General features: G+C 65.9%; 21 protein-coding genes and 3 pseudogenes. 11 read left to right on the top strand and 13 right to left on the bottom strand.

The window, feature by feature from the left end; translation table 11 throughout:
• Nucleotide 1: 1 nt before the first annotated feature.
• Genes AC1DDG_RS14795 through glyA form a run of 6 tightly spaced genes read right to left on the bottom strand, consistent with a single transcriptional unit; the run spans nt 2 to nt 7955 of the window.
• Complete coding sequence (locus AC1DDG_RS14795; RefSeq protein ID WP_476876630.1) at nt 2–1375, bottom strand: L-serine ammonia-lyase; 1374 nt, start codon at nt 1373–1375, stop codon at nt 2–4.
• Nucleotides 1375–2010, bottom strand: coding sequence for a sarcosine oxidase subunit gamma (locus tag AC1DDG_RS14790; RefSeq protein ID WP_476876629.1), 636 nt, complete (start codon nt 2008–2010; stop codon nt 1375–1377). Before AC1DDG_RS14790 ends, AC1DDG_RS14795 begins: the two co-directional genes overlap by 1 nt.
• Entirely contained in the window at nt 2003–4951 is a 2949-nt protein-coding gene (locus AC1DDG_RS14785) for a sarcosine oxidase subunit alpha family protein (protein WP_476876628.1), read from the bottom strand. Before AC1DDG_RS14785 ends, AC1DDG_RS14790 begins: the two co-directional genes overlap by 8 nt.
• Complete coding sequence (locus AC1DDG_RS14780) at nt 4948–5355, bottom strand: sarcosine oxidase subunit delta (protein ID WP_476876627.1); 408 nt, start codon at nt 5353–5355, stop codon at nt 4948–4950. The genes AC1DDG_RS14785 and AC1DDG_RS14780 overlap by 4 nt, the downstream gene beginning before the upstream one ends.
• Before the next feature lie 27 nt (nt 5356–5382).
• On the bottom strand, nt 5383–6603 hold the full coding sequence (locus AC1DDG_RS14775; RefSeq protein ID WP_476876626.1) for a sarcosine oxidase subunit beta family protein: 1221 nt from the start codon (nt 6601–6603) through the stop codon (nt 5383–5385).
• Nucleotides 6600–7955 (bottom strand): serine hydroxymethyltransferase, encoded by a 1356-nt coding sequence (glyA, locus tag AC1DDG_RS14770; protein WP_476876625.1) that lies wholly within the window; start codon nt 7953–7955, stop codon nt 6600–6602. Before glyA ends, AC1DDG_RS14775 begins: the two co-directional genes overlap by 4 nt.
• Nucleotides 7956–8130: 175 nt before the next feature.
• Between glyA and AC1DDG_RS14765 the strand changes: the two genes are divergently transcribed.
• Nucleotides 8131–8802 carry a GntR family transcriptional regulator gene (locus AC1DDG_RS14765; protein WP_476876624.1) on the top strand — a complete coding sequence of 224 codons (672 nt, stop codon included), beginning with the start codon at nt 8131–8133 and terminating at the stop codon, nt 8800–8802.
• A gap of 226 nt (nt 8803–9028) precedes the next feature.
• Here the strand turns inward: AC1DDG_RS14765 and AC1DDG_RS14760 are convergent, their stop codons facing one another.
• From AC1DDG_RS14760 to hxlB, 4 genes are all read right to left on the bottom strand, one after another.
• The gene (locus tag AC1DDG_RS14760; RefSeq protein WP_476876623.1) at nt 9029–9556 is read right to left on the bottom strand and encodes a hypothetical protein; all 528 of its coding nucleotides are present in this window, start codon (nt 9554–9556) and stop codon (nt 9029–9031) included.
• Between the two features lie 542 nt (nt 9557–10098).
• Nucleotides 10099–10272 (bottom strand): hypothetical protein, encoded by a 174-nt coding sequence (locus tag AC1DDG_RS14755; protein WP_476876622.1) that lies wholly within the window; start codon nt 10270–10272, stop codon nt 10099–10101.
• Between the two features lie 149 nt (nt 10273–10421).
• A complete protein-coding gene (gene hxlA, locus AC1DDG_RS14750) occupies nt 10422–11045 on the bottom strand; it encodes a 3-hexulose-6-phosphate synthase (protein WP_476876621.1) in 624 nt (207 codons plus the stop codon).
• A 54-nt stretch (nt 11046–11099) separates the two neighbouring features.
• Complete coding sequence (gene hxlB, locus AC1DDG_RS14745; protein ID WP_476876620.1) at nt 11100–11717, bottom strand: 6-phospho-3-hexuloisomerase; 618 nt, start codon at nt 11715–11717, stop codon at nt 11100–11102.
• Between the two features lie 140 nt (nt 11718–11857).
• Here hxlB and AC1DDG_RS14740 point away from each other — a divergent pair, with 140 nt between their 5' ends.
• The 3 genes from AC1DDG_RS14740 to AC1DDG_RS14730 all read left to right on the top strand — a co-directional run bounded on the left by AC1DDG_RS14740 (nt 11858) and on the right by AC1DDG_RS14730 (nt 14752).
• The gene (locus tag AC1DDG_RS14740) at nt 11858–13177 is read left to right on the top strand and encodes a helix-turn-helix transcriptional regulator (RefSeq protein WP_476876691.1); all 1320 of its coding nucleotides are present in this window, start codon (nt 11858–11860) and stop codon (nt 13175–13177) included.
• Nucleotides 13178–13227: 50 nt separating this feature from the next.
• Nucleotides 13228–13800, top strand: a complete 573-nt coding sequence (locus AC1DDG_RS14735; protein WP_476876619.1) for a GNAT family N-acetyltransferase — start codon at nt 13228–13230, stop codon at nt 13798–13800.
• Between the two features lie 136 nt (nt 13801–13936).
• A complete protein-coding gene (locus AC1DDG_RS14730) occupies nt 13937–14752 on the top strand; it encodes an IclR family transcriptional regulator (protein ID WP_476876618.1) in 816 nt (271 codons plus the stop codon).
• A 45-nt stretch (nt 14753–14797) separates the two neighbouring features.
• On the opposite strand, the pseudogene AC1DDG_RS14725 reads toward AC1DDG_RS14730, so the two are convergent.
• Both AC1DDG_RS14725 and AC1DDG_RS14720 read right to left on the bottom strand, forming a co-directional pair.
• Nucleotides 14798–14899: pseudogene (locus AC1DDG_RS14725) on the bottom strand (hypothetical protein); the annotation flags it as partial.
• A 229-nt stretch (nt 14900–15128) separates the two neighbouring features.
• Nucleotides 15129–15239 (bottom strand): annotated as a pseudogene (locus AC1DDG_RS14720) (hypothetical protein); the annotation flags it as partial.
• 342 nt (nt 15240–15581) lie between these two features.
• Here AC1DDG_RS14720 and AC1DDG_RS14715 point away from each other — a divergent pair.
• The 7 genes and pseudogenes from AC1DDG_RS14715 to AC1DDG_RS14685 all read left to right on the top strand — a co-directional run bounded on the left by AC1DDG_RS14715 (nt 15582) and on the right by AC1DDG_RS14685 (nt 23967).
• Complete coding sequence (locus AC1DDG_RS14715; protein WP_476876617.1) at nt 15582–17480, top strand: BCCT family transporter; 1899 nt, start codon at nt 15582–15584, stop codon at nt 17478–17480.
• A gap of 162 nt (nt 17481–17642) precedes the next feature.
• Nucleotides 17643–18770, top strand: a complete 1128-nt coding sequence (gene moaA / locus AC1DDG_RS14710; RefSeq protein WP_476876616.1) for a GTP 3',8-cyclase MoaA — start codon at nt 17643–17645, stop codon at nt 18768–18770.
• Between the two features lies 1 nt (nt 18771).
• Nucleotides 18772–19044, top strand: coding sequence for a MoaD/ThiS family protein (locus AC1DDG_RS14705; RefSeq protein WP_476876615.1), 273 nt, complete (start codon nt 18772–18774; stop codon nt 19042–19044).
• Between the two features lie 415 nt (nt 19045–19459).
• Complete coding sequence (locus tag AC1DDG_RS14700) at nt 19460–20602, top strand: S-(hydroxymethyl)mycothiol dehydrogenase (protein WP_476876614.1); 1143 nt, start codon at nt 19460–19462, stop codon at nt 20600–20602.
• Nucleotides 20599–21219 carry an MBL fold metallo-hydrolase gene (locus AC1DDG_RS14695; protein ID WP_476876613.1) on the top strand — a complete coding sequence of 207 codons (621 nt, stop codon included), beginning with the start codon at nt 20599–20601 and terminating at the stop codon, nt 21217–21219. The genes AC1DDG_RS14700 and AC1DDG_RS14695 overlap by 4 nt, the downstream gene beginning before the upstream one ends.
• 97 nt (nt 21220–21316) lie before the next feature.
• Nucleotides 21317–22573 carry a D-inositol-3-phosphate glycosyltransferase gene (gene mshA, locus AC1DDG_RS14690; RefSeq protein ID WP_476876612.1) on the top strand — a complete coding sequence of 419 codons (1257 nt, stop codon included), beginning with the start codon at nt 21317–21319 and terminating at the stop codon, nt 22571–22573.
• A gap of 129 nt (nt 22574–22702) precedes the next feature.
• A pseudogene (locus AC1DDG_RS14685) lies at nt 22703–23967 on the top strand (IS256 family transposase).
• Nucleotides 23968–24132: 165 nt separating this feature from the next.
• Here the strand turns inward: AC1DDG_RS14685 and AC1DDG_RS14680 are convergent.
• A partial coding sequence (locus AC1DDG_RS14680) for an inositol-3-phosphate synthase (RefSeq protein WP_476876611.1) occupies nt 24133–24600 on the bottom strand: 468 nt, incomplete at its 5' end.

Genomic DNA, 24600 nt, shown 5'->3' with positions numbered 1-24600 from the left:
CTCAGCACTCGATCACATTCACGGCGAGGCCCCCGCGGGAGGTCTCCTTGTATTTGGTTTTCATGTCCGCTCCTGTCTCACGCATGGTTTTGATGGCTTTATCCAGCGACACCTTGTGGCTGCCGTCGCCGTGCAGCGCCAGCCGCGCGGCATTGATCGCCTTCACGCTGGCGATCGCATTCCGTTCGATGCAGGGGATCTGCACCAGGCCGCCCACTGGATCGCAGGTCAGGCCAAGGTTGTGTTCGATCCCCACTTCGGCGGCGTTTTCCACCTGTTCGGGGGTGCCGCCCAGCACCTCGCACAGCCCGGCGGCGGCCATGGAGCAGGCCGAGCCCACCTCGCCCTGGCAGCCCACTTCCGCGCCGGAGATGGAGGCGTTGATCTTGAAAAGGATCCCGACGGCGGCCGCCGCCAGCAGGAAGCGGACCACACCGTCGTCGTCGGCTCCCGGAACAAACTTGACGTAGTAGTGCAGCACCGCCGGCACGATGCCGGCCGCGCCGTTGGTGGGGGCGGTGACGATCCGTCCGCCGGCGGCGTTTTCCTCGTTCACGGCCAGCGCGAAGAGGTTCACCCACTCCATGGCCCGGAGCGGGTCGGTGACGCCGGTGTCCGCCGTCAGGGTGTTGAACAACGACGGCGCCCGGCGCCTTACGTTCAGACCGCCGGGAAGGATCCCTTCCGCGGCGCAGCCGTTGTCGACGCATTCGCGCATGACGGCCCAGAGTTTCAGGAGCTCCTCCCGGAGTTCCGCTTCGCTGCGCCACACGAGTTCGTTGGCGAGCATGACGTCGGAGATGGACATGCCTTCGCGGCGGCAGATCTCCAGGAGTTCGTCGGCAGTGGTGAATGGGTACGGCAGCGGGGTGTCGTCGGCCACCACCTTGTCGCCGGCGTGGGCGTCGCCGTCAACCACGAAGCCGCCCCCGATGGAGTAGAAGCTCCGTTCGCTGAGCACGGCGCCGGCGTGGTTTAGCGCCCGGAAGGTCATGCCGTTGGGGTGCGCGGGCAGCGACTTGCGGCGGTGCAGCACCACGTCCTCGTCCCAGTTGAAGTCCACCCTGTGGTCCCCGCCGATCCGGAGTTCGGCGTCGAGGGCGGCCGCGGCCACCTGGTCGTCGGCTGTGGACGTGTCCACCGTTTCCGGGTCCAGGCCCTGGAGGCCCAGCACCACGGCCTTGTCGGAGCCGTGGCCCCGGCCGGTGGCGCCGAGCGATCCGAAGAGTTCGGCCTGGACCCTTGTGGTGGAGCTCAGGTGGCCATCACCTTTGAGTCCTTCGGCGAACAGCTTCGCCGCCCGCATCGGGCCGACCGTGTGCGACGACGACGGCCCGATGCCAACAGAGAACAGGTCCAGGGCGCTGAGCGCCATCAGGGCACCTCGGGGGAAGCGAACTCCCTCATGGCGTCCAGGAGCCAGCGGCCCAGGAAGTCCGCGAACGAGGCCCGCGGGAACAGCCGGAAGCTGTCCTCACCGGTCTTCAGCAGGGTGACCGGGATGTTGCCGACTTCCGTGGTCAGCGCCGTCCCGGGCGTAAAGCTGCGCGGGTGCAGGTCCAGGGCGCAGCCTTTCTCCAGCACGGCCCGGGCCCGCGGGCCGGAGAGCTCGAACGTGGTGCGGTTGGCGGAGAGGTCCACCACCTGTCCCGGGGCGTCGCCCAGGGCGGCCGTGAGGGATCCGATGAGGTCCCCGCCCAGGGAGTCGTGGGCCTCTTCCGGCGCCACGACGAGGAACTCGGACGGGCCGAGCCACAGGACGCTGACGCCGTCCCTGCCGGTGACCTCGCCGCAGCGTGCCGGCAGGCCGCCAGCGACGGACGCGATCCTGGCGCCTTCCTCGGAGCTGGGGGCGACGCGGACTCCGGCCATGGTCTGGAACGGGCCCTCCTTGAGGACGACTGCCCCTGGTACGGAGCCGGCTTCGAGTGCCTGTGCCAGGTGGGAGGCCGGGCTGCGGCGGATTTCCCGGAGTCCATTGATGCCTGTGAGTGCTGCGGTGTTAGCCATCTTTACGGGTCCCTTCGCGGTCAAAAAGTACGGTTTCGGCGACGACGACATCGACCAGCTGGTCGCCGGCGGCGGCCACGAGAGTCTCGCCGATGCGGTTGCGCCCGTTCTTGATCAGTGCCAGTGCGAACGACCTGCCGAGCGCGGCGCTGTGGTAGCTCGAGGTCACGAAGCCCTGCATGGGCACGGGGCCGTAGGCGGGGTTCGTGGTGATGCCCTTCTCCACCAGCTGGGTGCCTTCCGGCAGCCGGAGTGACCCGTCCACGGGAAGGACGCTGACCAGGTGCTTGCGGTCCTCGCGCTGTGCGTCGGCCCGGGCGTAGGAGCGTTTGCCGATGAAGTCCTTGGCCTTGGAGACCACCCATTCCATCCCGGCGTCCTGCGGGGTGACCGTGCCGTCGGTGTCCTGCCCGACGATCGGGTAGCCCTTCTCGGCCCGGAGCACGTGCATCGTTTCGGTGCCGTACGGGGTGATGTCGAATTCGGCGCCTGCGGCGGCCACGGCTTCCCAGGTGTTCAGCCCGTACCAGGACGGCACATTGATTTCGTAGGCCAGTTCACCGGAGAACGAGATGCGGCAGATCCGCGCCTTCACGCCGGAGGCGAGGGTGGTTTCGCGGAAGGTCATGAACGGGAAGGCTTCAGCTTCGAGCCCGCCGCCCGCGGCGAGTTCGGGGGCTACCTTCGCGATCACCGCCCGGGACTTGGGCCCGACGACGGCGATGGTGGACCACTGTTCGGTCACCGAGGTGCAGTGCACGTCCAGTTCGGGCCATTCGGTCTGCAGCCATTCCTCCAGCCAGTCCAGCACCTTCGCGGCGCCGCCGGTGGTGGTGGTCATGAAGAACCGGTCCTCGTCGAGACGAAGGGTCACGCCGTCGTCGAAAATCATGCCGTCCGCCATGCACATGACGCCGTAGCGGGCGGAGCCCGGTGCGAGCTTCTTGAACGCGTTGGTGTAGATCCGGTTGAGGAATTCACCGGCGTCCTTGCCCCGGATTTCGATCTTGCCGAGGGTGGTGGCGTCCATGAAACCCACGGATTCGCGGACGGCGGCGCACTCGCGCAGCACGGCGGTGTCCATGTCCTCGCCGGACTGCGGGTAGTACCAGGGCCGCTTCCACTGCCCCACGTCCTCGAACAGCGCGCCCTGTGCCACGTGCCACGGGTGGATCGACGTGACGCGGGCTGGGTCAAACAGTTCGCCGCGCTGGCGTCCGGCCAGTGCCGCGAAGGCCACGGGGGTGAACGGCGCCCGGTAGGTGGTGGTTCCGATGTCGCCGATGCCCCGGGACGCTTCGCCGGCCTGCCGGAGGGCGGCGGCGATGACGCCGATCGCGTTGACGCCGGAGGTCTTGCCCTGGTCGTTGGCGGTGCTGATGGAGGTGTAGCGCTTGATGTGCTCCACGGAGCGCATGCCCGCCCCGGTGGAACGGAGGACGTCGGCCACGGACTGGTCCCGCTGAAAGTCGACGAAGTGGTGGTGCCAGTCATCCGGCGTGCCGGTCTGCCCGGGGACCAGCCACAGCTGGCGGGTGGGGCCGGACGCTTTCGGCTCACTGATAACGGAAGGCTCGACGGCGGAACCAAAGCCGGCGGCGATCGCCGCCGACGCTCCGGCCGAGATGCCTTCGGCGAGGCAGTCCTTGAGTTCGAAGCTGCCGCGGCCTGAGCCGACGATCTGCTGGTTCGGGACCACGCTGCTCGGCACGAAGGCCGCCAGGTCCTCGTCCCAGCGCAGCTTGCCCTGCCGCTGCGAGTGCAGGTGCACCAGCGGGCTCCAGCCGCCGGAGACCGCCAGCAAGTCGCAGGCGATCTCTTCGATGCCGGAGGTGAGTTCGCCGTCGTCGTTGATGCTGCGGACGGTGACCCCCGTTAGCCGGCCGTCGCCGTTCTTTGCGGCGGCGGTGTTGGCCACGGCGCTGCCGATCAGCACCCGGGTGCCGGCTTCGACGGCGGCGGCGGCCACCGGGGTGAGGCGGGGACGGGCGTCGACGACGGCGGCCACCTTGACGCCGGCGGCCCGCAGGTCCGCGGCCAGGGAGTAGGCGCTGTCGTTGGTAGTACTGATGACCGCGCGCTGCCCGGCGGCGACGGCGTAGCGGTTGAGGTAGCTGCGAACGGCCGAGGCGAGCATGATGCCGGGGCGGTCGTTGTTCTCGAACACCAGGGGCCGTTCGTGGGCGCCGGGAGCAAGGACGACCTGATTAGCACGGATGTGCCAAATACGCTGCCGGGAGACACCGGGGGCGGCCGGGCTGGACAGGTGGTCGGTGCGGTTCTGGACGGCAATGACGTAGTTGGCGTCGTAGGCACCAAAGGCCGTGGTGCGGTTCAGGACGGTGCATTCGGCTCCGGAGACAAGCTCTGCTTCGACGTCCGCCACCCATTCCAGGGCGGGCTTGCCCTCGATGGTCTCGGCCGGGCCGGGGGCCGTGGATCCGGAGAGAAGCGTGCCGCCCAGTTCGGGCTGGTCGTCCAGCAGCATCACGCGGGCGCCGGTGCGCACGGCTTCGCGGGCCGCGGCCAGGCCGGCGGGGCCGCCGCCGATCACCAGGATGTCCGTGTGGACGTATTTCTTGTCGTACTCGGCGCGGTCGTCCTCCGGGTCCAGCCGGCCCAGGCCGTTCAGCAGCCCTGCCTTCAGGCCGTCCACCAGGGTGACGGTGGTGGACGGGAGCATGGATTCGGCCACGTGGCCGGGGAAGCGCGGTTCGATCCGGACCAGGGCGTTGGGTTCCTCCACGCCGGCTGCCAGGATGCCGCGGGGCCGGTCCTCGTAGAGCGAGTTGCCGACCGTGATCCGGCCGTTCGCGAGCAAGGCCGAGGCGAGCGTGTCGCCGGGGTGGCCGGTGAATTCCTCGCCGTCCACTGTGAAACGCCAGGAGATGCTGCGGTCGATGCGTCCGCCGGCGGCGAGGCGAGCGTTCTGGGAAGTCACTTGGTTGCTCCTTCCGGGGCGGTGCTGCTGGAGATGATGCTGGTTGCAGAGGTGCTGGGTGCGGCTTTCCCGATGGTGGTGCTGTCCGCGGCGACGCTGGCGGTGCCGACTTCAGCAGCGGCGGGAACCGCCGTCGCCGGCCGTGGCGTGCCCATCGGGTAGACGGCGTGGATGTCGTAGGTGACGGTGTCGCGGAGCATGTTGAACCACTGGCGGCAGCCGGTGCTGTGAAGCCAGCGCTCGGCGAAGGTGCCCTTGGTGTTGTCGCGGTAGAACAGGAACTCGGCCCATTCGCGGTCGTTCAGCTCGTTCGGGTTTTCCGGGTAGGGCACGTGGGCCTGGCCGCCGTAGTGGAACTCGGTCTCGTCGCGCGAGCCGCAGTTGGGGCATGAGATAAGCAGCATGTGCGTCTTCTTTCTAGTGGACGGCGGCTAGTGGGCGACGGCGGCTGCGCCGTGTTCGTCGATCAGGGCTCCGGTTTCAAAGCGTTCCAGCGCAAACGGCCTGTTCAGCTTGTGCGGTGCGCCCGTGGCGATGGTGTGTGCGAACGTGAGTCCGGCAGCGGGCGTTCCCTTGAACCCGCCGGTTCCCCAGCCGCAGTTGACGAACATGTTCTCCACCGGTGTGGTGCCCACGATCGGCGAGGCGTCCAGCGTGGTGTCCACGATCCCGCCCCAGGTCCGGAGCACATGCGCCCGGGCAAAGATGGGGAACAGTTCGACGGCGGCGGCCATCTGGTGCTCGATCACGTGGAAGGATCCGCGCTGGCCGTAGCCGTTGTAGGAGTCGACGCCGGCGCCCATGACCAGTTCGCCCTTGTGGGCCTGCGAGACGTAGACGTGGACGTGGTTGGACATGACCACGGTGGGGTGGACGGGTTCGTGGAGTTCGGACACGAGTGCCTGGAGCGGGTGGGACTGGATGGGGAGCCGGAAGCCGGCCATTTCGGCGAGGACCGAGCTGTGCCCGGCGGCGCACAGGCCCACCTTTTCGGTGTGGATCGTGCCCTGGTTGGTTTTGACGCCGACGACACGGTTGCCGTCCTTGAGGAAGCCGGTGACCTCGCAGTTCTGGATGATGTCCACGCCCAGCTCATCGCATTTGCGGGCGAAGGCCCAGGCCACGTGGTCGTGCTTGGCGATGCCCGCCCGCGGCTGGTAGGTGGCGCCCATAACGGGGTAGCGGATGTTGTCGCTGATGTTGAGGATGGGGCAGAGTTCCTTGACCTGGTCCGGTTCCAGCCATTCAGCGTCCACGCCGTTGAGCTTGTTCGCTCCCACGCGCCGGATGCTTTCGCGGACGTCACCCAGCGTGTGGGCCAGGTTCATCACGCCGCGCTGGCTGAACAGGAAGTCGTATTCGAGCTCTTCCGGCAGGATTTCCCACAGCTTCAGGGCGTGCTCGTAGATGGCCGCGCTCTCGTCCCAGAGGTAGTTGGAACGGATGATGGTGGTATTCCGGGCCATGTTGCCGCCGGCGAGCCAGCCCTTTTCCAGGACGGCTATGTTGGTCATGCCGTGGTTCTTGGCCAGGAAGTATGCGGTGGCCAGCCCGTGCCCGCCGCCGCCCACGATCACTGCGTCGTAGGAGGACTTGGGCTCCGGGTTGCGCCAGAGGAAGTCCGGGTGTTCCGGAAGCTGCTGCGTGCTCACTGGGCTGCTCCAATCATGTCTGCCTCGAAGTCGGCAATCTCGGTGCCCTCGTTCAGATGCGGGTAGAGGGGGAACTGGTCGGCGAGCGCCGTGACCCGGGCGCCGAGTTCGACGGCGGTGTCCTCGCTGAGCGGTCCGCCGGCGGTTTCGCCGCCGGTCGCCGCGGCGATGAGCGCCGTGGCGATGATGTCCGCCACTTCGGTGAATTCCGCTGCGCCGAAGCCCCGGGTGGCCAGTGCAGGCGTTCCGATCCGGAGACCGGAGGAGACCATCGGCGGGCGGGGGTCGAACGGGACAGCGTTGCGGTTGACAGTGATGCCGATCCGGTGCAGGGCGTCTTCGGCCTGCTGGCCGTCCAGTTCCGAGTTGCGCAGGTCCACGAGGACCAAGTGGACATCGGTGCCGCCGTTGACCACCGAGATGCCGGCAGAGGCAACGTCCGGCTGGAGGAGCCGTTCGGCCAGGAGCTTGGCGCCCTCGAGGACGCGCTCCTGGCGTTCCTTGAATTCGGAGGTTGCGGCCAGCTTGAAGGCCACTGCCTTGGCGGCGATGACGTGCTCCAGCGGGCCGCCCTGCTGGCCGGGGAACACGGCGCTGTTGATCTTGCGGGCGTACTCCTCCTTGGCGAGGATGACTCCGCCGCGCGGGCCGCCCAGGGTCTTGTGCGTAGTGGTGGTGACGACGTCGGCGTACGGCACCGGGTTCGGGTGCAGCCCTGCCGCCACGAGGCCGGCGAAGTGCGCCATGTCCACCATCAGGTACGCGTCCACCAGGTCAGCGATCCGGCGGAACTCGGCGAAGTCGAGCTGGCGGGAGTAGGCCGACCAACCTGCGACGATGAGCCGCGGGCGGTGCTGCAGGGCCAGGGCTTCGACTTCGGCCATGTCCACGCGGAGGTCGGATTCGCGCACGTGGTAGGGGACCACGTTGTAGAGCTTGCCGGAGAAGTTGATGCGCATGCCGTGGGTGAGGTGGCCGCCGTGTGCAAGGTCCAGACCCATGATGGTGTCGCCCGGGTTCAGCAGGGCGAACATTGCCGCGGCGTTGGCCTGGGCGCCCGAGTGCGGCTGGACGTTGGCGAACTCGGCACCGAACAGGGCCTTGACCCGGTCAATGGCGAGCTGCTCGACGACGTCCACGTGCTCGCAGCCGCCGTAGTAGCGCTTCCCGGGGTAGCCTTCGGCGTACTTGTTGGTCAGGACCGAGCCCTGCGCCTCCATGACGGCCGCGGGAGCAAAGTTCTCCGAGGCGATCATCTCGAGGGTGGACTGCTGGCGGACCAGCTCGCGGGCAACGGCCTGCTCGACCTCTGGATCGACTGCGGAAAGTCGCTCATTCAACTGCTCAACCACGGATGCTCCTTTGAAATACCATTTCGTCTATAACTGATATATCAGTGTGATGACAATGGTATGATTGAGATCACAAGAGAGTCAATAGCCGGAAGCAAAGTGGCACTGAGCTTCCATTTGAATCTCGGGCCGCAGTAGGTAAGAGGACCCCAGCACCGAGGAACGGAGCCGCGCCGTGAATGCACTTCCCGCTTTGCCGTCCGCCGAGGACGAAGTACTGTCCCAGGCCGAGGCAGCGTACCGGCAGTTGCGCGACAAGCTGATCATGCTTGAAATCCGGCCCGGCGAACCCATCAACGACGGGCAGTTGGCCGCGGAGCTCGGCTTCGGCCGCACGCCCGTGCGCGAGGCGATCAAGCGGCTGGAGGTGGACCACCTTGTGGTGTCCTATCCGCGGCGGGGAACATTTGCCACCACTGTGGACTTCACGGAGTTGGCCGACGTCTCGGAAATTCGGGAACTGCTGGAGCCGCTGGCGGCCCGCCGCGCCGCGAAGAGGGCAAACGCCGCGATGCGACGCGAATTGCGGGATGTCGCCAAGACCATTGCGGAACTGGATCCCAGCCCAGCAGAATCCCGTGAGCTCATGAAGTACGACCTCACGGTGCACCGCCTGATCTACAAGGCGGCCGCGAACCCGCACCTGGAAGACACCCTGATCCGCTACGACAACCTGGCCACGCGCATCTGGTGCCTGGTCCTGGATAAGGTCCCCTCGGTTAGCGGCCACATCACCGAGCACGTGGAGCTCCTCAAGGCGGTGGCCGAAGGGGACGCGGACAAGGCCGGTGAACTCGCTTTGCACCACGTCACGAGCTTCGAAGAGACCATCCGCAAGGTCCTCTAGGCACCCTCACCCCGCCAGACGCTCTCTCACTTTCCGCCATAAAAACCGGAACGCTCTCTCACCTGTGAGAGAGCGTTCCGTATAAGGCGACAGGAAGTGAGAGAGCGTTTCAGCTGACGCGACGGGAAGTGAGAGAGCGTCCGGCAAACGAAGAATCCCCCGCGAGTTCGCGGAGGATTCTCCCGTCCCCTATGGCCTCTCCTTCGTGCGCCGCGAGACGAGTGGACTAGTGTCCGCCTCCGCCGATCACCCCTTTTTCGACGGCCTTCGTGACGGCATCGGCTTCGGCCCGGGTCAGCGTGCCGTCGGTGACTGCCGTGTCCAGCTTGGTCTTCAGGGCGGCCGCGCGCTCCGCCTGAGCAGCGGCACGGAGCTCCGACAGCGCCGTGGTGACCTTGGCTTCGACGACGCCGAGTGCCGTCGCCAGGGACTTGGCCATCGCCGCGTCCATGGCGGAGCGGTCCGGCTTGGTGCCGTCGGCGGGCGGCGTGGTGGGCTTGTTGGCATCCCGGAACGCCTGGAGCGCTGCGGTCACTTTGGCCTCCTCGACGCCGAGCTTTGAAGCGAGGCCGGCAGCGATCTGGCCGCGGTCCCCCTTGTGGCCGCCCCGCATGCCGTCCGCGGGCGCCGTGCTGGCGCTGGCCGTGGGCGTCGTGGTGGTGGCTGCGGAGGCCATCCCGGTGACTCCCAGTCCGGCGCCCAGCGCCAAGGCTCCGGCCGCAACGCCGAGCGTGATTCTTTTGGTTCGTGACATGTGGTGTCTCCTCGATCCGCCGTGCGAAACGGCTTGTGGCTAAGGGCGTCATGTTCAGCCCCCTCATACAAAGATGCGGCAGCGGGATATGGCACCGCTGTTCGGAAACTGTCAGGAAGCTGTGAGTGCAACCGACGATGCGCCGGGGGTCGGCGGCCACGTAACTGTCGCCGTCGGCAACCATGTCCCTCAGCGTCGGGGAACTGAACAAGGGCGGAAGCTTCCCCAACCTCGCCGGTCGCCTTCATGCAGTCCGTCCGCACGGCCCTGATCGCCCGCGGGATTCCGCCGAAGGACAACCAGTACGAAGTCTTCGGACCCGGACCTGTGGCCCGCCGACTACCAGTAATCATTCCCGGGGACGGTAGCCCGAAACCGGCTGAGCCCCGCCGGGCTTCTTTCGAATAGCCCACGACATCCCTTGGTCCGAGGCGGGCACCTCATAATGACTCCGTGGACATGGCCGCGCACCTGGAGAAGTCCATGCAGCTGATCCTGATTCCGGGGACCTAGCTCTCACCGGATCACTTCCGGCGTTTCGGTCATTTCACGTTCATCAGCAGCAATGCCAGCAACAGCGAGTCCACGGTCATGATTGCCGCTGCGAGGTAGGCCCAGCCGATCATCATGAGTTGCTCACCGCCAGCCGAAGGCCTGAAGTGCGGGTGTGGATCAGACTGCGCATGACAATCTCCTGACTTGGATCCCCCAGCCATTCGATAGTTCATACAGTGTGCCACGGGGCCACCCGGGAAGGAACGGCACCCGGCGACCGGCAGCCGGCACCAGAACCTCGGCCAACACCAGAACGGCGGCCGGCACCGAAGAGGTGCGGACCGCCGTCGGGGTTTCCCGGAAGCTCCTGCTAGACGATCGCTGCGCGCAGTTCCTTCGCGGCCAGCTCGGGGTCCGCGGCGCTGTAGATGGCACCGCCGGCGACGGCCACGTCGGCGCCCGCCCGCTGGACGGCCTCGATGGTGGAGAGGTTCACTCCGCCAGCCACGGAGAACGGCACGCGTGCTTCCTCCCCGGCGCTCAGCAGCACGTTCAGGTTGTAGCCGGGCTTGGCCTGCTCATCCAGGCCGGCGTGCATCTCTACGAATTTCGCACCCAGCGCGCGGACTTCCTTGGCACGGGTGACCTTGTCCGCCACGCCGATCAGGTCGACGACGACGCCCTTGTTGTGGGCCTTGGCTGCCTTGACGGCACCGGCAATGGTGGAGTCGTCGGCGGCGCCGAGCACGGTGATCAGGTCGGCACCGGCCTTGAAGGCGATGTCGGCTTCGAGTTCGCCGGCGTCCATGGTCTTCAGGTCCGCGAAGACGATCTTGTCCGGGTGGGCGTTCTTGATGGCGGTAACGGCGGAAAGGCCTTCGCTCTTCACCAAGGGCGTGCCGAGTTCGATGATGTCCACGTGTTCGGCAACCTTGCCGGCCAGTTCGAGGGCGGCTTCGGTGGTGAGGAGGTCGATTGCGACTTGCAGTTTCATGTGTTCTTCCTTGGTTTGTTGAGTGGTTCAGGTGGTTTGTTGGCGTTTCGGGGGTTACTCGAGGTTTGCGTGGCGCAGCCAGAGGTCTTCCGGAGCAGCGGCGTCTTCATCCCAAAGACTCTGGAACACCGCTTCCGTCGTGGTGAACAGCACCTGCTCGAACAGGCTGCCGGAGTACTGGCGCGAGACTGCTGACCCGTGGTCCGTCTTCTGCACTCCCGGGATCACGACGACGGCGGAGGCCGCCTCCGCGAGCGGGGAACCCGGGTTCGTGGTGTAGACAGCCACCCGCGCGCCCTGGGCGGCAGCGGTCTGTGCTGCCTTAACGACGCTCGATGTGGTGCCGGAACCGGAGGCGGCGAGCAGCACGTCTCCGGAACGGACGGCGGGTGCCGTGGTCTCGCCCACCACGTGCACTGTCAGTCCCAGGTGCATGAGCCGCATGGCCGCCATCTTCAGGACGAGGCCGCTTCGCCCTGCGCCCGTGACGAAGATCCGCTGGCCGCGCCGGATCTCAGATGCCAGGGCGGCAACCTGCTCCGGATCCACGCGGGCAGCTGTCCGCTGGATCTCGTCCAGGACCAGGAGCTGGTTCCTGGTGACCGATGCTGCCGGAACTGCGGTGGACGTTCCTGCCAGCGTGGCGGGATCGGTGTCCGTCATGACACTCATGGGTTATCTCCTTCGGGACGTTCTTGCCCTTCCATCTTCGATTGCTAAACGGGCGGGCACTACGGCATGATCGGACGGTTTTTCCCACCCAAAGGGATAGGCGGCGCCGCGGATTTCTATACAATGGACGGGTGTCAGTCATTACCGAAGCCGCCACCCCTCCCCCAACGCCTGAGACGTCCGCAGGCGTGAAACCCCTGCTTGAGGCGATCGCGTCCCTGTCCTCGGCGCCGCTGGCCCAGATCGCGCAGAAACTCCACCGGGCCACCCTCCCGTACCTGCGGAGCAGTGCCCTCGTGATCTTTACGGAAGACTGCACAGGCCGGCCGCAGAAAAAGTCCGGTGACGAGTCCGTCATCAGCCAGGTCTCCATCGCCGAACTGGATGCCGTCAGAGCGTCGCTGGACGGGGGCGAAACTTGGCAGGGCCGGGCACCGATCGGGGGCCGGGAACGCCCCATCCTTGCCCTGCCGTCGCCCACAAACGCGTTGCTGGTTCTGACCGATCCCCAGTCCGCCACAGGAGAAAGCGGTGCGGAGCTTCCCGGGCAGGAGCTTGCGGTGCCGTGGCTGGTCCGTTACCTGTGGGATCTCGCGGCCGAGCGTATCCGCGAAAAGGTGGCGGATGCACCGCCGTCGTACCTTATCGAGTCCCGTGCGGCGTCCGCCGAACGGGTCAGGGTGACGGCGGAACTGGTTGACCGGCACTCAACCACGCTGGAGACATTGCTTGCCGCCCTGCGCTCCCCCGCCCTCGCGGACGGTGCGGCCCGGAAGTCCGCCACAGATGTCGCCGCCAAGGCCCTGGTGGAACTGCGGACGCTCAATGACCGCACCACGGAACAGGTCGAAGAACCTGTTGCCACGGCCTTCCAGCGCCTCCGCGAAGATCTCCGCCCGCTGATGCATTTCAGCGGCATCGACGTCCAGTTCATCGAGCCCCCAGTCAACGGCCGCGCCCTTCCCGGGGAAGTGGCGCATGCCGCCCGGGCCATCGTCCGTGGCCTCGTGCTCGCCATGGTTGAACAGCCGGATGTGCGCCGCATCCGTACCCAGTGGGATTGCGACGGCGAGAACCTGCTCATCAACGTCCGCGATGACGGCCTGGGCAGCCTCTCCGCAGAGGCTCCCAGCATCGCCCGCCTGACGCAACGGGTGGAGGTCCTGGACGGCCAGATGACGATCGACCTGATGCAGGGCTGGGGTGCCGACGTCGCTGTCACCCTTCCGCTGGACCCGCCCGGCCGCAAACTGCCCGACGTCGCCGCCTGGAACCTGGGTGACCGGGAACTGGAGGTCCTGCAGCTGCTGGCCGCCGGGCAACGGAACCGGGCGATCGCGGCCAAGCTGCACGTCAGCGAAAACACCGTGAAGTTCCACCTCCGCAACATCTACCGCAAGCTCGGCGCCACTTCGCGCACTGAAGCGATCGCCTTGGCGCACAGCAACGGCCTGCGCTAAGTCGTCTTTCCACGCTTGCCTCCACCCGAGAGCGGTGGCAAGGTGGCCGCATGGCGATCGAGGTCCGTCCGGCGACGCAGTTCGAGGACGTGAAAGCGGTGGTGGGGCCCAAGCGGCCCGACGCAACCGTGTGCTGGTGCCTGAGCTACCGCATTCCGTCAAAGCAAAACGTTGAGCTGCGGGGCACTGCCCGCGGGGAGCTCGTGCAGGAACTGGTGGCGCAGGACCCGCCGCCCGGGGTGCTGGCGTACGACGGCGGGGAGGCAATTGGATGGGCCGGTGTCCATCCGCGCGCCGACACCAGCTTCGCCCGCAACCGCCGGATCCCTCACGTGGACGACCTCGACGTGTGGGCCGTGTGGTGTATCCGGGTGCGCCCGGGGTACCGCGGGCGGGGAATTTCCCATGTGCTGCTGCAGGGTGCCGTCGAATTCGCACGCTCGTTCGGCGCGCCCGCCATCGAGGGCTATCCGGTGGACAACCAGGGCAGGAAGGTGGATCTCACCATGGCCTATGTCGGTACACGCAAACTCTTTGAGGATGCAGGTTTCACCAAGGCCGCCGACACCGACTCCGTCCTCAACGGCTTCCCGCGGGTGCTTATGCGCCTTGACCTGCGCTGAGCTTTAACCGCCTCAACGCAATGTCGGCTCCGTCACACTTCCCGGCATAGGATCAACACGGGGGATTGGCCGAGAGGCCTGTCCACGCGGTCTCCCGGGAAAGCAGACCGCCGAAACTACTTTGAGAGTATGGATCATGGCTTCGAACAATGTCCTTGAATCCGGTGCCGACAGCGAGGGCGAGGGCGGCCAGCATGGCGGTGTCCAGTCTGTAGACAGGGCCCTCGCTGTCCTGGAGATCCTGGCCCGCGAAGGCCATGCTGGCGTGAGTGAGATCGCCGAGGAAATGGGCATTCACAAGTCCACTGCCTCCAGGCTGCTCGGCTCCCTGGTGGGCAGGGAGATGGTCCACCAGAACAGCGAACGGGGCAAGTATCAGCTGGGCTTTGGCATCCTGCGCCTGGCCAATTCCATTCCCGGCCGGCTGAGCCTGGTCCGCGAGGCACGCCCTGTGCTCGAAAGCCTGGCCGAGGAGTTCAAGGAGACGGTGAACCTTGCCGTGCTCCGGTCCAATTACGCGGTGAACGTGGACCAGGCCATGGGACCGTCAACTCTGGCTACGTATGACTGGGTGGGGAGCCTGACCCCCTTGCACGCGACATCGAGCGGGAAAGTTCTGCTGGCGGCACTGCCGGTGGAAGAACGGGAAAGGATCCTGACTGAGACCGGCCTGCCGGCCCGCACCCCGCGGACCATCACCAGCCGCGACAAGCTTGAAAAGCAACTTCTGGACGTCGCCCACCACGGCCATGCGGTGGTCAGGGAAGAGTTTGAAATCGGTCTGAACTCCATGGCGGTTCCGGTTTACAACCACCTGGGGACGGTGATCGGCGCGGTCAGCATCTCCGGCCCCGCATTCCGCTTCGATCCGGAGAAAACGCCGGGCCTCGTCGAGGGCCTCGGCCAGGCTGGCCTGCGGATCAGTGCCAACATGGGCTACACGCGCCGATGACCCGGACTTATCCACCGCGGCATCAAACCACGCAGCACAATCCCCCACCGCCACAATGCCCGGAACGTTAGTCCGCCCCATCGCATCGCACAGCACCCCCGAACCCAGGTCCACGCCGGAATCTCCCAGCCATTCCGTGTTCGGCACGGCACCGATCCCGACCGCCACTACCTCGGTGGCCAACGCACAGCCAACTGCCAAACGAAGACCGCTTGATGAAACCGGCTCCGACCACAGTCATGTGGACACCCGCCACGAGCTTGGGCGTCAACCCCTGGGCGTTCAGTCCGTGGTCGTCCGCCTCGAGAAACAGATCTTCGGCGGTGATGGTGCCGAGGAGGAAATCCTTGGACAGGGGCGGCCTGTCATAGGGGCGGTGATGCTCATCGCCAATGATGACCAACCGTCCGGAGAAGCCCTGAGCGCGGGCTGCCCTGGCCGCCGAAAGGCCGGCCAGTGAGGCTCCCACGATCGCAAGCGTCTGCATAATCCACTCGATTCCTAACTGCTTTATGCGCAACAACAATCGCGATAAGCAACAGCGTGATGTATGACATGTCGACTGTCAAGGATGACGCCAGGCCAAGGAATTCCTTGACAATTGCGTGTGAGCTAGCGCACTCTGTTGCTGAAGACGATGTGTGTTGATTACTGCGGAACTAAACGAGCAGAGGATCCGTCGCCCCTCCCCCGGCGGAACTGCTGGTCCGCATTCACGAAATCAAGATTGTCGACGGCGACAATCGAATCCGAGGACGAGCCGGACCTGCCGCCGGGCTAACCGCCGGCGGCCACGGTCGCCGTCCCACTTATTCAATTAAGGAACCTCATGACAATCAATAGTGACGTCACTATCGATGAAAGCAGCGAAGACAGTCGGGACTCCGGGGTGGACCCGGCGTTGGAACGAGAGCCTGAACCTCCCCAGGAAGACCTGCAAATCCTTCAGGCCCTGCGGGAAACCGAATCAGAACACGAAGAAGCGCGGCGCAGCAGCCAGCTGTTCCGGAAGGGAGGCATCGACAAGGTAGTCTTCGGCGTCGCCGGACTGCTCACACTGGCCTTTGTCATCTGGGGATTTGCCGGCAGGGAGAACCTGGCCGCCACTTCCCAGGTGGTCCTTGACTGGGTCATGGAAAACACCGGCTGGATGTTCGTTTCCCTTTCGTCCCTGTTCGTGGTCTACGTGCTGTGGCTGGCGGTCAGCCGCTTCGGGAACATTCCGCTGGGGAAAGACGCGGAAAAGCCCGAGTACTCCATGGTCTCGTGGGTCTCGATGATGTTCGCGGCAGGCATGGGTATCGGGCTCATGTTCTACGGCGTGGCCGAGCCGCTGTACCACTACATCTCCCCGCCACCGGGCACCGTTGACGGCCAGACTCCCGCGGCGGTCCAAACGGCAATGGCAACTTCGATCTTCCACTGGACCCTGCACCCGTGGGCCATGTACGCGGTGGTGGGCGTTGCCATGGCCTACGGGTCCTACCGCCTCGGCCGCAAGCAACTCATTTCCTCCGTCTTCACGTCCCTGTTCGGCATCCGCAGGGTGGAAGGTCCCATCGGCAAGCTCATCAACATGCTGGCCATCTTCGCCACACTCTTCGGAACGGCAGCATCGCTCGGACTCGGAGCGCTGCAGATCGGCAGCGGCATGGCGTCCAACGGCTGGATCGGCGGCCAACTTGCCACCCCCGTGCTCGTGGTGATCGTTGCCATTCTCACAGCCTGCTTCGTGGCCTCGGCAGTCTCCGGCATCAGCCGCGGAATCCAGTGGTTGTCCAACATCAACATGGTCCTGGCCGCACTCCTTGCGGTCATCGTCTTCGTGGCCGGGCCAACGCTTTTCATCCTGAACCTGATCCCGGCGGCCGTCGGCGACTATGCCCGGGACCTGGCCGAGATGGCCTCGCGGACCGAGGCCGTCGGCGACGATGCCCTGCGCACATGGATGTCCGGCTGGACCATCTTCTACTGGGCCTGGTGGGTCTCCTGGACTCCCTTCGTGGGCCTGTTCATCGCCCGCATCAGCCGCGGCCGCACCATCCGCCAGTTCGTCACTGGTGTCCTGCTGGTCCCCAGCGTCGTCAGCGTGATCTGGTTCGGCATCTTCGGCGGCGCCGCCATCCATATCCAGTCCACAGCTGATGCCACACCCGACACCGGCGATGGCCTGGCCAAGATCGTCGACGGAACTCCCACGATTTCCTTCGATGGTGCTCTGTTCGATCTGCTCCACCACCTGCCCTTGCCCAACGCCATTGCCGCCACGGTCTCCATCCTGGCGATGGTCCTGGTGGCGATCTTCTTCGTCACGGGTGCCGACGCGGCCTCCATCGTGATGGGTTCACTGAGCTCCGACGGCGCTGAAGAGCCACGCCGGGGAGTCGTTATCTTCTGGGGTGCCCTCACCGGCGCCGTCGCAGCTGTGATGCTCCTTGCCGGCGGCGACAAGCCGGCCGAGGCGCTTGCCGGACTGCAACGGATCACCATCGTCTCAGCGCTGCCCTTCGTGCTTGTGATGTTCCTGATGTGTTTTGCCCTGACAAGGGATCTGCGCAGGGACCCGCTGTCGCTGCGCAGGCGGCTGGTCACATCCGTCGTCGAGCGCTCCATCCGCAGTGGAGTCGAACAGCATGGCGGCGTCCAGTTCGATCTGGTGACCAAGCATGAATGTGATGAACGGTGCTCCAAGAGTGAGCTTGATCCTGCCGGGGACAAGCGGCGCTAAGTACAAACGCGGCCGGATCCCGGTACCACCTCGGACCGGGATCCGGCCGCACTGACGCGCCCCTGCAAGAACGTCGGACCCAGAAAGGGAAAGCGCAATGTCCGCAACAATCGGCACAGTCGCCGCGGTAACCACCCGGTCATCAGCTCGAAGCCACCACTGATGACCGTTCAACTTGGCTTGCCGGTGTTGCGCCAGGAGGCCCCCTACAACCGGATGAAGATCCCGCCGCGGCGGCCGCAAGGGCAGCCTTCGGGACTGTTCGACCGTTTTGGCCGCCGGGCCACCGACATGAGACTGTCCGTGACGGACAAGTGCAATCTCCGATGCACGTACTGTATGCCTGCGGAAGGCCTGGATTGGCTTCCCAAGCCGACGGTCATGACCGCCGAAGAGATCGTGCGGATCGTGGGGATCGGCGTCGAGCGGCTCGGAGTCAGGGAGCTGCGCCTGACGGGCGGCGAACCTCTGGTCCGCGGGGACCTCGTGGACATTGTCAGCGCGCTCCGCTGCCGCCACCCGGACCTTCCGATCTCCATGACAACCAATGGTCTGGGACTGGACAAGAAAGCCGAGTTGCTGAGGGACGCCGGCCTCACACGGGTCAATATCTCCCTTGACTCCCTGCACCAAGAGACCTTCACCAAAATTACCCGGCGCCCTTACCTGGGCAGGGTGCTGGCCGGGGTCCAGGCAGCCTCGTCCGCCGGCCTCGGCCCAATCAAGATCAATGCCGTACTCATGCGCGGCATCAACGACGCCGAAGCACCAGCGCTGCTGGCTTGGGCCCTTGAATTCGGTCATGAGCTGAGGTTTATCGAGCAAATGCCGCTGGACGCCGACCATGGCTGGTCCCGGCGCGACATGATCACAGCAACGGAAATCCGGGAAATCCTGGGAACAGTGTTCGTGCTGGCTTCCGATCCCGGGGATCGTGACGGCGCGCCCGCCGAACGCTTCCGCGTCCGACGTCGGGACCCGGCCACCGGCGGACCCGCCGGTCCGGTGCTGGGCACGGTGGGAATCATCGCCTCCGTCACGGAGCCGTTCTGCTCGGACTGCCGGCGGACCCGCATCACGGCCGAGGGCACGATCATGAGCTGCCTCTTCTCGCGCCAGGAGTTCGACCTCCTGGGCCTCCTGCGGGAAGGTGCACCCGAGGACGAGCTTGTGCGGCGGTGGGAGGACGCCATGTGGATCAAACCCAAAGCCCACGGCATGGAACACACAGGGTTGGGGGCGCAAGACTTTGTCCAGCCGGACCGAACCATGAGCGCCATAGGAGGCTAATTTGGCAGTACTGGTCCGTTACTTTGCCGCTGCGGCAGCGGCGGCCGGCATGGCGGAGGAACACTTCGACCTCGCGCCGGGGTCAACGCTGGACGAACTCCTGTCCGCCATACTTGCGGCAGACCGCCCGCAGCCCACTGCCGGCGCTCCGCAGCTGGAGGGGGTTCTGTCCAGGAGCAGCTTCCTCCGTAACGAAGTGGCTGTCCGCGACCGGTCAACAGCCCTGAATTCGGAGGACGTTCTTGACGTTCTCCCGCCCTTTGCGGGCGGCTAACTCTCCGCGTCTACGAGCGCGTCCCAAACTAGAAAAGGCACTCACATGGCACCATCGGCGTCCACAGTGGCAAAGGTTGAAACGGAATCGGATGAAGCTTCCTCCGTTGATGACTGCGACTACCACGGCTGCTTTTTCTGTTCCGGCCCCGAGACCGACTGACTGCCGCGTCCGGCTTTCCCGATTGCCTCGAGCACGTTGACGCAGCCAAGTTCGGGCACATACGATCACTTATATATTAGTTGTATAACTCACAAATATCAGGCAAATCAGCCGCTCCCAAAAAGCCGCTGACGCCGAATCAGAACACCTCCGGCCCCCACCCGCTCCCCCGCATAGACAGCGCCAGGCGCCTGCGAAAAAGCGATGTGTCAACTGTGCCAGCCGCAGAACACTCGAAAGGAACACCCAGATCATGGTTCATAAAGTGAAGGCAGTTGTTGTCAGGGAGAAGAACGCTCCGGTGTCGGTGGAAACGATCCTGGTCCCGGATCCGGGGCCAGGGGAGGCCCTGGTGGATGTCCTAACGTGCGGGGTGTGCCACACGGACCTGCATTACAAGCTGGGCGGCATTGGGGACGAGTTCCCGTACCTGCTGGGCCACGAGGCCACCGGCGTGGTCTCCGCCGTGGGTGAAGGTGTAACCGGGGTGGCCCCGGGTGACCGGGTGATCCTGAACTGGCGTGCGGTGTGCGGGCAGTGCCGGGCGTGTTCGAAGGGCCAGCCGCAGTACTGTTTCAACACCGCCAACGCCACCCAGAAGATGACGCTGGAGGACGGAACCGAACTGTCCCCGGCCCTGGGGATCGGGGCGTTCGCGGAGAAGACCCTGGTCGCTGCCGGGCAGTGCACCAAGGTCGATGAGGACGTCGACCCGGCCGCGGTGGGTTTGCTGGGCTGCGGGGTGATGGCCGGCATCGGGGCGGCGATCAACACCGGGGAGGTCAAGCGCGGCGAATCGGTGGCCGTGATCGGCTGCGGCGGCGTGGGCGTTGCCGCGATCGCCGGCGCGAAGCTGGCCGGGGCCACCACGATCATCGCGGTGGACATCGATGAGAACAAGATCGAGATGGCCAGATCCCTGGGCGCGACCCATGGCGTGAACTCCCGCACCTCCGACCCGGTGGAGGCGATCCGGGCGCTGACCGGCGGGAACGGGGCCGACGTCGTGATCGAGGCCGTCGGACGCCCCGAAACCTATAAGCAGGCGTTCTACGCCCGGGACCTGGCCGGCAGAGTGGTCCTCGTCGGCGTCCCGACGCCGGACATGCAGCTGGAGTTGCCGCTGCTGGATGTCTTTGGCCGGGGCGGGTCGCTGAAGTCCTCCTGGTACGGGGACTGCCTGCCCTCCCGCGACTTCCCCATGCTCGTCTCCCATTACAAGCAGGGCAACCTGGACCTGGACGCGTTCGTCTCCGAACGCATCACCATCGACCAGGTCGAGGATGCCTTCGACAAAATGCACGAAGGCAAGGTCCTGCGCTCCGTCGTCGAAATCCAGCCCGCCCAAGACATCCAGACTGTCGAAGGCATCCAGACGGCAGGTGCCTCCGCATGAGTGTCACGATCGAAAACCTGGTCACCTCGGGGACCTTCTCGCTCGACGGCGGGACATGGGACGTGGACAACAACGTCTGGATCGTGGGCAACGAGAACGAGTGCGTGATCATTGATTCCCCGCACGACGCCGCTGCGATCATCAGCCAGGTGCGTGGCCGGAAGGTCCTGGCCATCCTGCTCACGCACGCGCACAACGACCACATCGGCGCCGCCCGCGACGTCGCCGGCGCCGTCGCCGCACCCATCTGGCTGAACCCGGAGGACCAGGTCCTCTGGGAACAGGTCTACCCCGGCACCACCCCCGACCGCCAGATCGCGGACGGGGACGAGTTCACCGTCGCAGGCGCCCTGCTGACGGCCATCCACACCCCCGGCCACTCGCCGGGCTCCACCTGCTTCCTCCTCGAACAGGAGGGAACGGTGTTCACCGGGGACACCCTGTTCAACGGCGGCCCCGGTGCCACCGGCCGCTCCTACAGCGACTACCCGACCATCCTGACCTGCATCCGCGAACGGCTCCTCACCCTCCCCGCGGAAACGGTGGTCCGGACCGGCCACGGCGACAGCACCACCATCGCCGCCGAACGCGAAAACCTCGCCAAGGTATCCCAGTAAGGCTCGGCAAAACAGCCGAACGGCCCCCGTCCTGTAGATGGGGGCCGTTCGTGTACCACTTCATAAAGCGGTACTTCGCAAAGCAGAAAGGAGGGACATGTCCCTGATCAAGCGCGTGGCTTTCCTGTCGCTGCACACCTCCCCCATGGAACAACCCGGTTCCGGGGACGCCGGCGGCATGAACGTCTACGTCCGGGGCCTCGCCTCGGCCCTGGCCGAATCCGGCATCGAAGTGGAAATCTTCACCCGGTCCACCGCCGCCGGCCAGCCCGCCGTCGAACACCCCGATCCCGGCGTCTGCGTCCACAACGTCCTGGCCGGTCCGCCCCGCAAACTCCCCAAAGAGGAACTCCCCGAACTGCTGCACGCCATGGTCGCCGAAATCGAACGCATCCGCGCCCGGCAGCCCCACGGCCGCTACGACCTCATCCACTCCCACTACTGGGTCTCCGGTAGCGCCGGCCTGGAACTGTCCGCCCTGTGGAACGTGCCGCTGGTGCACACCATGCACACCATGGCCAAGGTCAAAAACCTCCTGCTGCAGTCCGGCGAGGAACCCGAACCCCGCCGCCGCGAAGACGGCGAACACCGGATCGTGGACGGCGCCACCCGGCTGATTGCCAACACCACCGCCGAAGCCGCCGAACTCGTCTCCCACTACGGAGCCGACTTCGACCACATCGACGTCGCACCCCCCGGCGTCGACCTGTCCGTCTTCACACCGGCGTTCCGCGCCCGCTCCCGCACCGCCCACGGCATCGGGCCGGGCGCGTTCCACCTGCTCTTCGCCGGCCGGATCCAGCGGCTCAAAGGCCCGCAGATCCTGCTCAAGGCCGCCGCCCTGCTCCGCCAGCGCCGCCCCGACATCGACCTGAAACTCACCGTCCTCGGCGAGCTCAGCGGCGCCAAGGACTTCAACCTCAAATCCCTCGTCAGCGCCGCCGGACTGGACGACGTCGTCACCCACCACCCGCCGGTCGGCGCGCCCGAACTGGCCGCCTGGTACCGCGCCGCCGACGTCGTCGTCATGCCCTCCTACAGCGAATCCTTCGGCCTCGTCGCCCTCGAAGCGCAGGCCTGCGGCACCCCCGTGGTCGCCACCCGCGTCGGCGGGCTGACCCGCGCCGTCAGCCACGAACGGACCGGGCTGCTCGTGGACGGCCACCGCGCCGCCGACTGGGCCGACGCGCTGGAAGCCCTCTACGACGACCCCGCCACCCGCGACCACATGGGCCGCGCCGCCTCTATCCACGCCGAAAACTCCGGCTGGCAACGCACCGCCGCCATCACGCTCGAAAGCTACCACGCCGCCGCGGAACAGCGCCCTGCCCGGCTCCAGGCCCTGGCGGGGTAACCTGCGCAGCTCACCGCCGGCAGTCACTTCCTCTCCTGGTCCCGCATCCCGCCAAAGCACCGGCGCTCCCCCACCCGAAAGGGGACTGTAAATTTACCGGTGTAACTCCTGAGGAAGAAGGAGAGCCCTGTGACGGATGTGACAGCCGCTGCGATCGATGCGGTGGATGAGGAACTGGTTCGGCAGCTGACGGAGCGCGCCCGGGCCGAGGGACTGCAGCTGACCGGGGAGGGCGGCCTGCTGCAGAAGCTGACCAAGCTGGTGATGGAGTCGGCGTTGGACGGCGAACTGGACGATCATCTGGGATACGGCAAGCACGATCCGGCCGGCCGCGACGGCGGCAACTCCCGTAACGGCCGGCGGTCCAAGGCGCTGCTGACCGAGGCCGGGCCGGTGGAGATATCGGTGCCCAGGGACGCGACGCGTCGTTCGAGCCGCGGATCGTGGCCAAGCGGCAGCGCCGGCTGACCGGTGTGGACGACCTGGTGATCTCACTTTCGGCCAAGGGCCTGACCCATGGCGAGATCGCGGCGCACCTGGCCGAGGTTTATGGCGCCGAGGTGTCCAAACAGACCATCTCCACGATCACTGACCGGGTGCTGGAGGGGATGGGCGAGTGGCAGAACCGCCCGCTTGACCCGGTGTACCCCGTGATCTTTATCGACTGCGTGAACGTGAAGATCCGCGACGGCCAGGTCGCGAACCGACCGATCTACGTCGCCTTGGCCGTCACGGTGGACGGGACCCGGGACATCCTCGGACTTTGGGCCGGCGAGCACGGCGACGGCGAGGGCGCGAAGTACTGGCTGCGGGTGCTGACCGAGATCAAGAACCGCGGCGTGGCCGACTGCTGCATCGTAGTCTGTGACGGTCTCAAGGGCCTGCCCGATGCAGTCGCGACGGTGTGGCCGCAGACCGTCGTGCAGACATGCATCGTTCACCTGCTGCGCAACAGCTTCCGCTATGCCTCGAAGAAGGACTGGTCGCAGATCGCCAAGGACCTCAAGCCGGTCTACACCGCGCCGAGCGAGGCAGCCGCGCTGGACCGGTTTGCGGAGTTCTCCGGCAAGTGGGAGAAGCGGTACCCGGCCATCATCGGACTCTGGACCAATGCGTGGGCGGAATTCGTTCCGTTCTTGCAATTCGACAACGAGATCCGCACAGTGATCTGCACTACCAACGCGATCGAGAGCATCAATGCACGGATCCGCCGAGCTGTGAACGCCCGCGGCCATTTCCCCACCGAACAAGCCGCGCTGAAGTGCGTCTACCTGGCGGTCATGAGCCTGGACCCCACCGGCAAGGGCCGAAAACGCTGGAGCAACCGTTGGAAGGCCGCCCTGAACGCCTTCGAGATCACTTTCGATGGACGCCTGTCCGCCGGCAGGAATTAGAACAAGAAACAACCCCGGTTACACCGAATAATTGACAGACCCCCCGAAAGTGAGGGAGCGTCGCGTGGAAACCTGCAAAAGCTGATGGAGCGTCCGGATGAAGCCCGCAGGATCTGAGGGAGCGTCGGGTCAAGACCTGCAGGATCTGAGGGAGCGTCGCGGGGGTTAGCGCTTGAGGTCGCCGCGGATGAAGGCCTCGACCTTTTCACGGGCGAGGTCGTCATTGAACTGCTCCGGCGGGGACTTCATGAAGTAGCTCGAAGCCGACAGGAGCGGCCCGCCGATGCCGCGGTCCAGGCCGATCTTGGCGGCGCGGATGGCGTCGATGATCACACCGGCGGAGTTGGGTGAGTCCCAGACCTCCAGCTTGTATTCGAGCGAGACGGGGGCGTCGCCGAAGTTGCGGCCCTCGAGCCGGACGAAGGCCCACTTGCGGTCGTCCAGCCACTGGACGTAGTCCGACGGGCCGATGTGAACGTCCTTCGCAGCCAGTTCGGCCTCGACGTTCGAGGTGACGGCCTGGGTCTTGGAGATCTTCTTGGACTCGAGGCGGTCGCGCTCCAGCATGTTCTTGAAGTCCATGTTGCCGCCGACATTGAGCTGGTACGTGCGGTCCAGCGTGACGCCGCGGTC

The sequence above is a fragment of the Arthrobacter sp. 10L430 genome (assembly GCF_056395245.1).
Note: the sequence above shows the minus strand (reverse complement) of the source record. Positions and strands in the feature narration are given on the sequence as shown.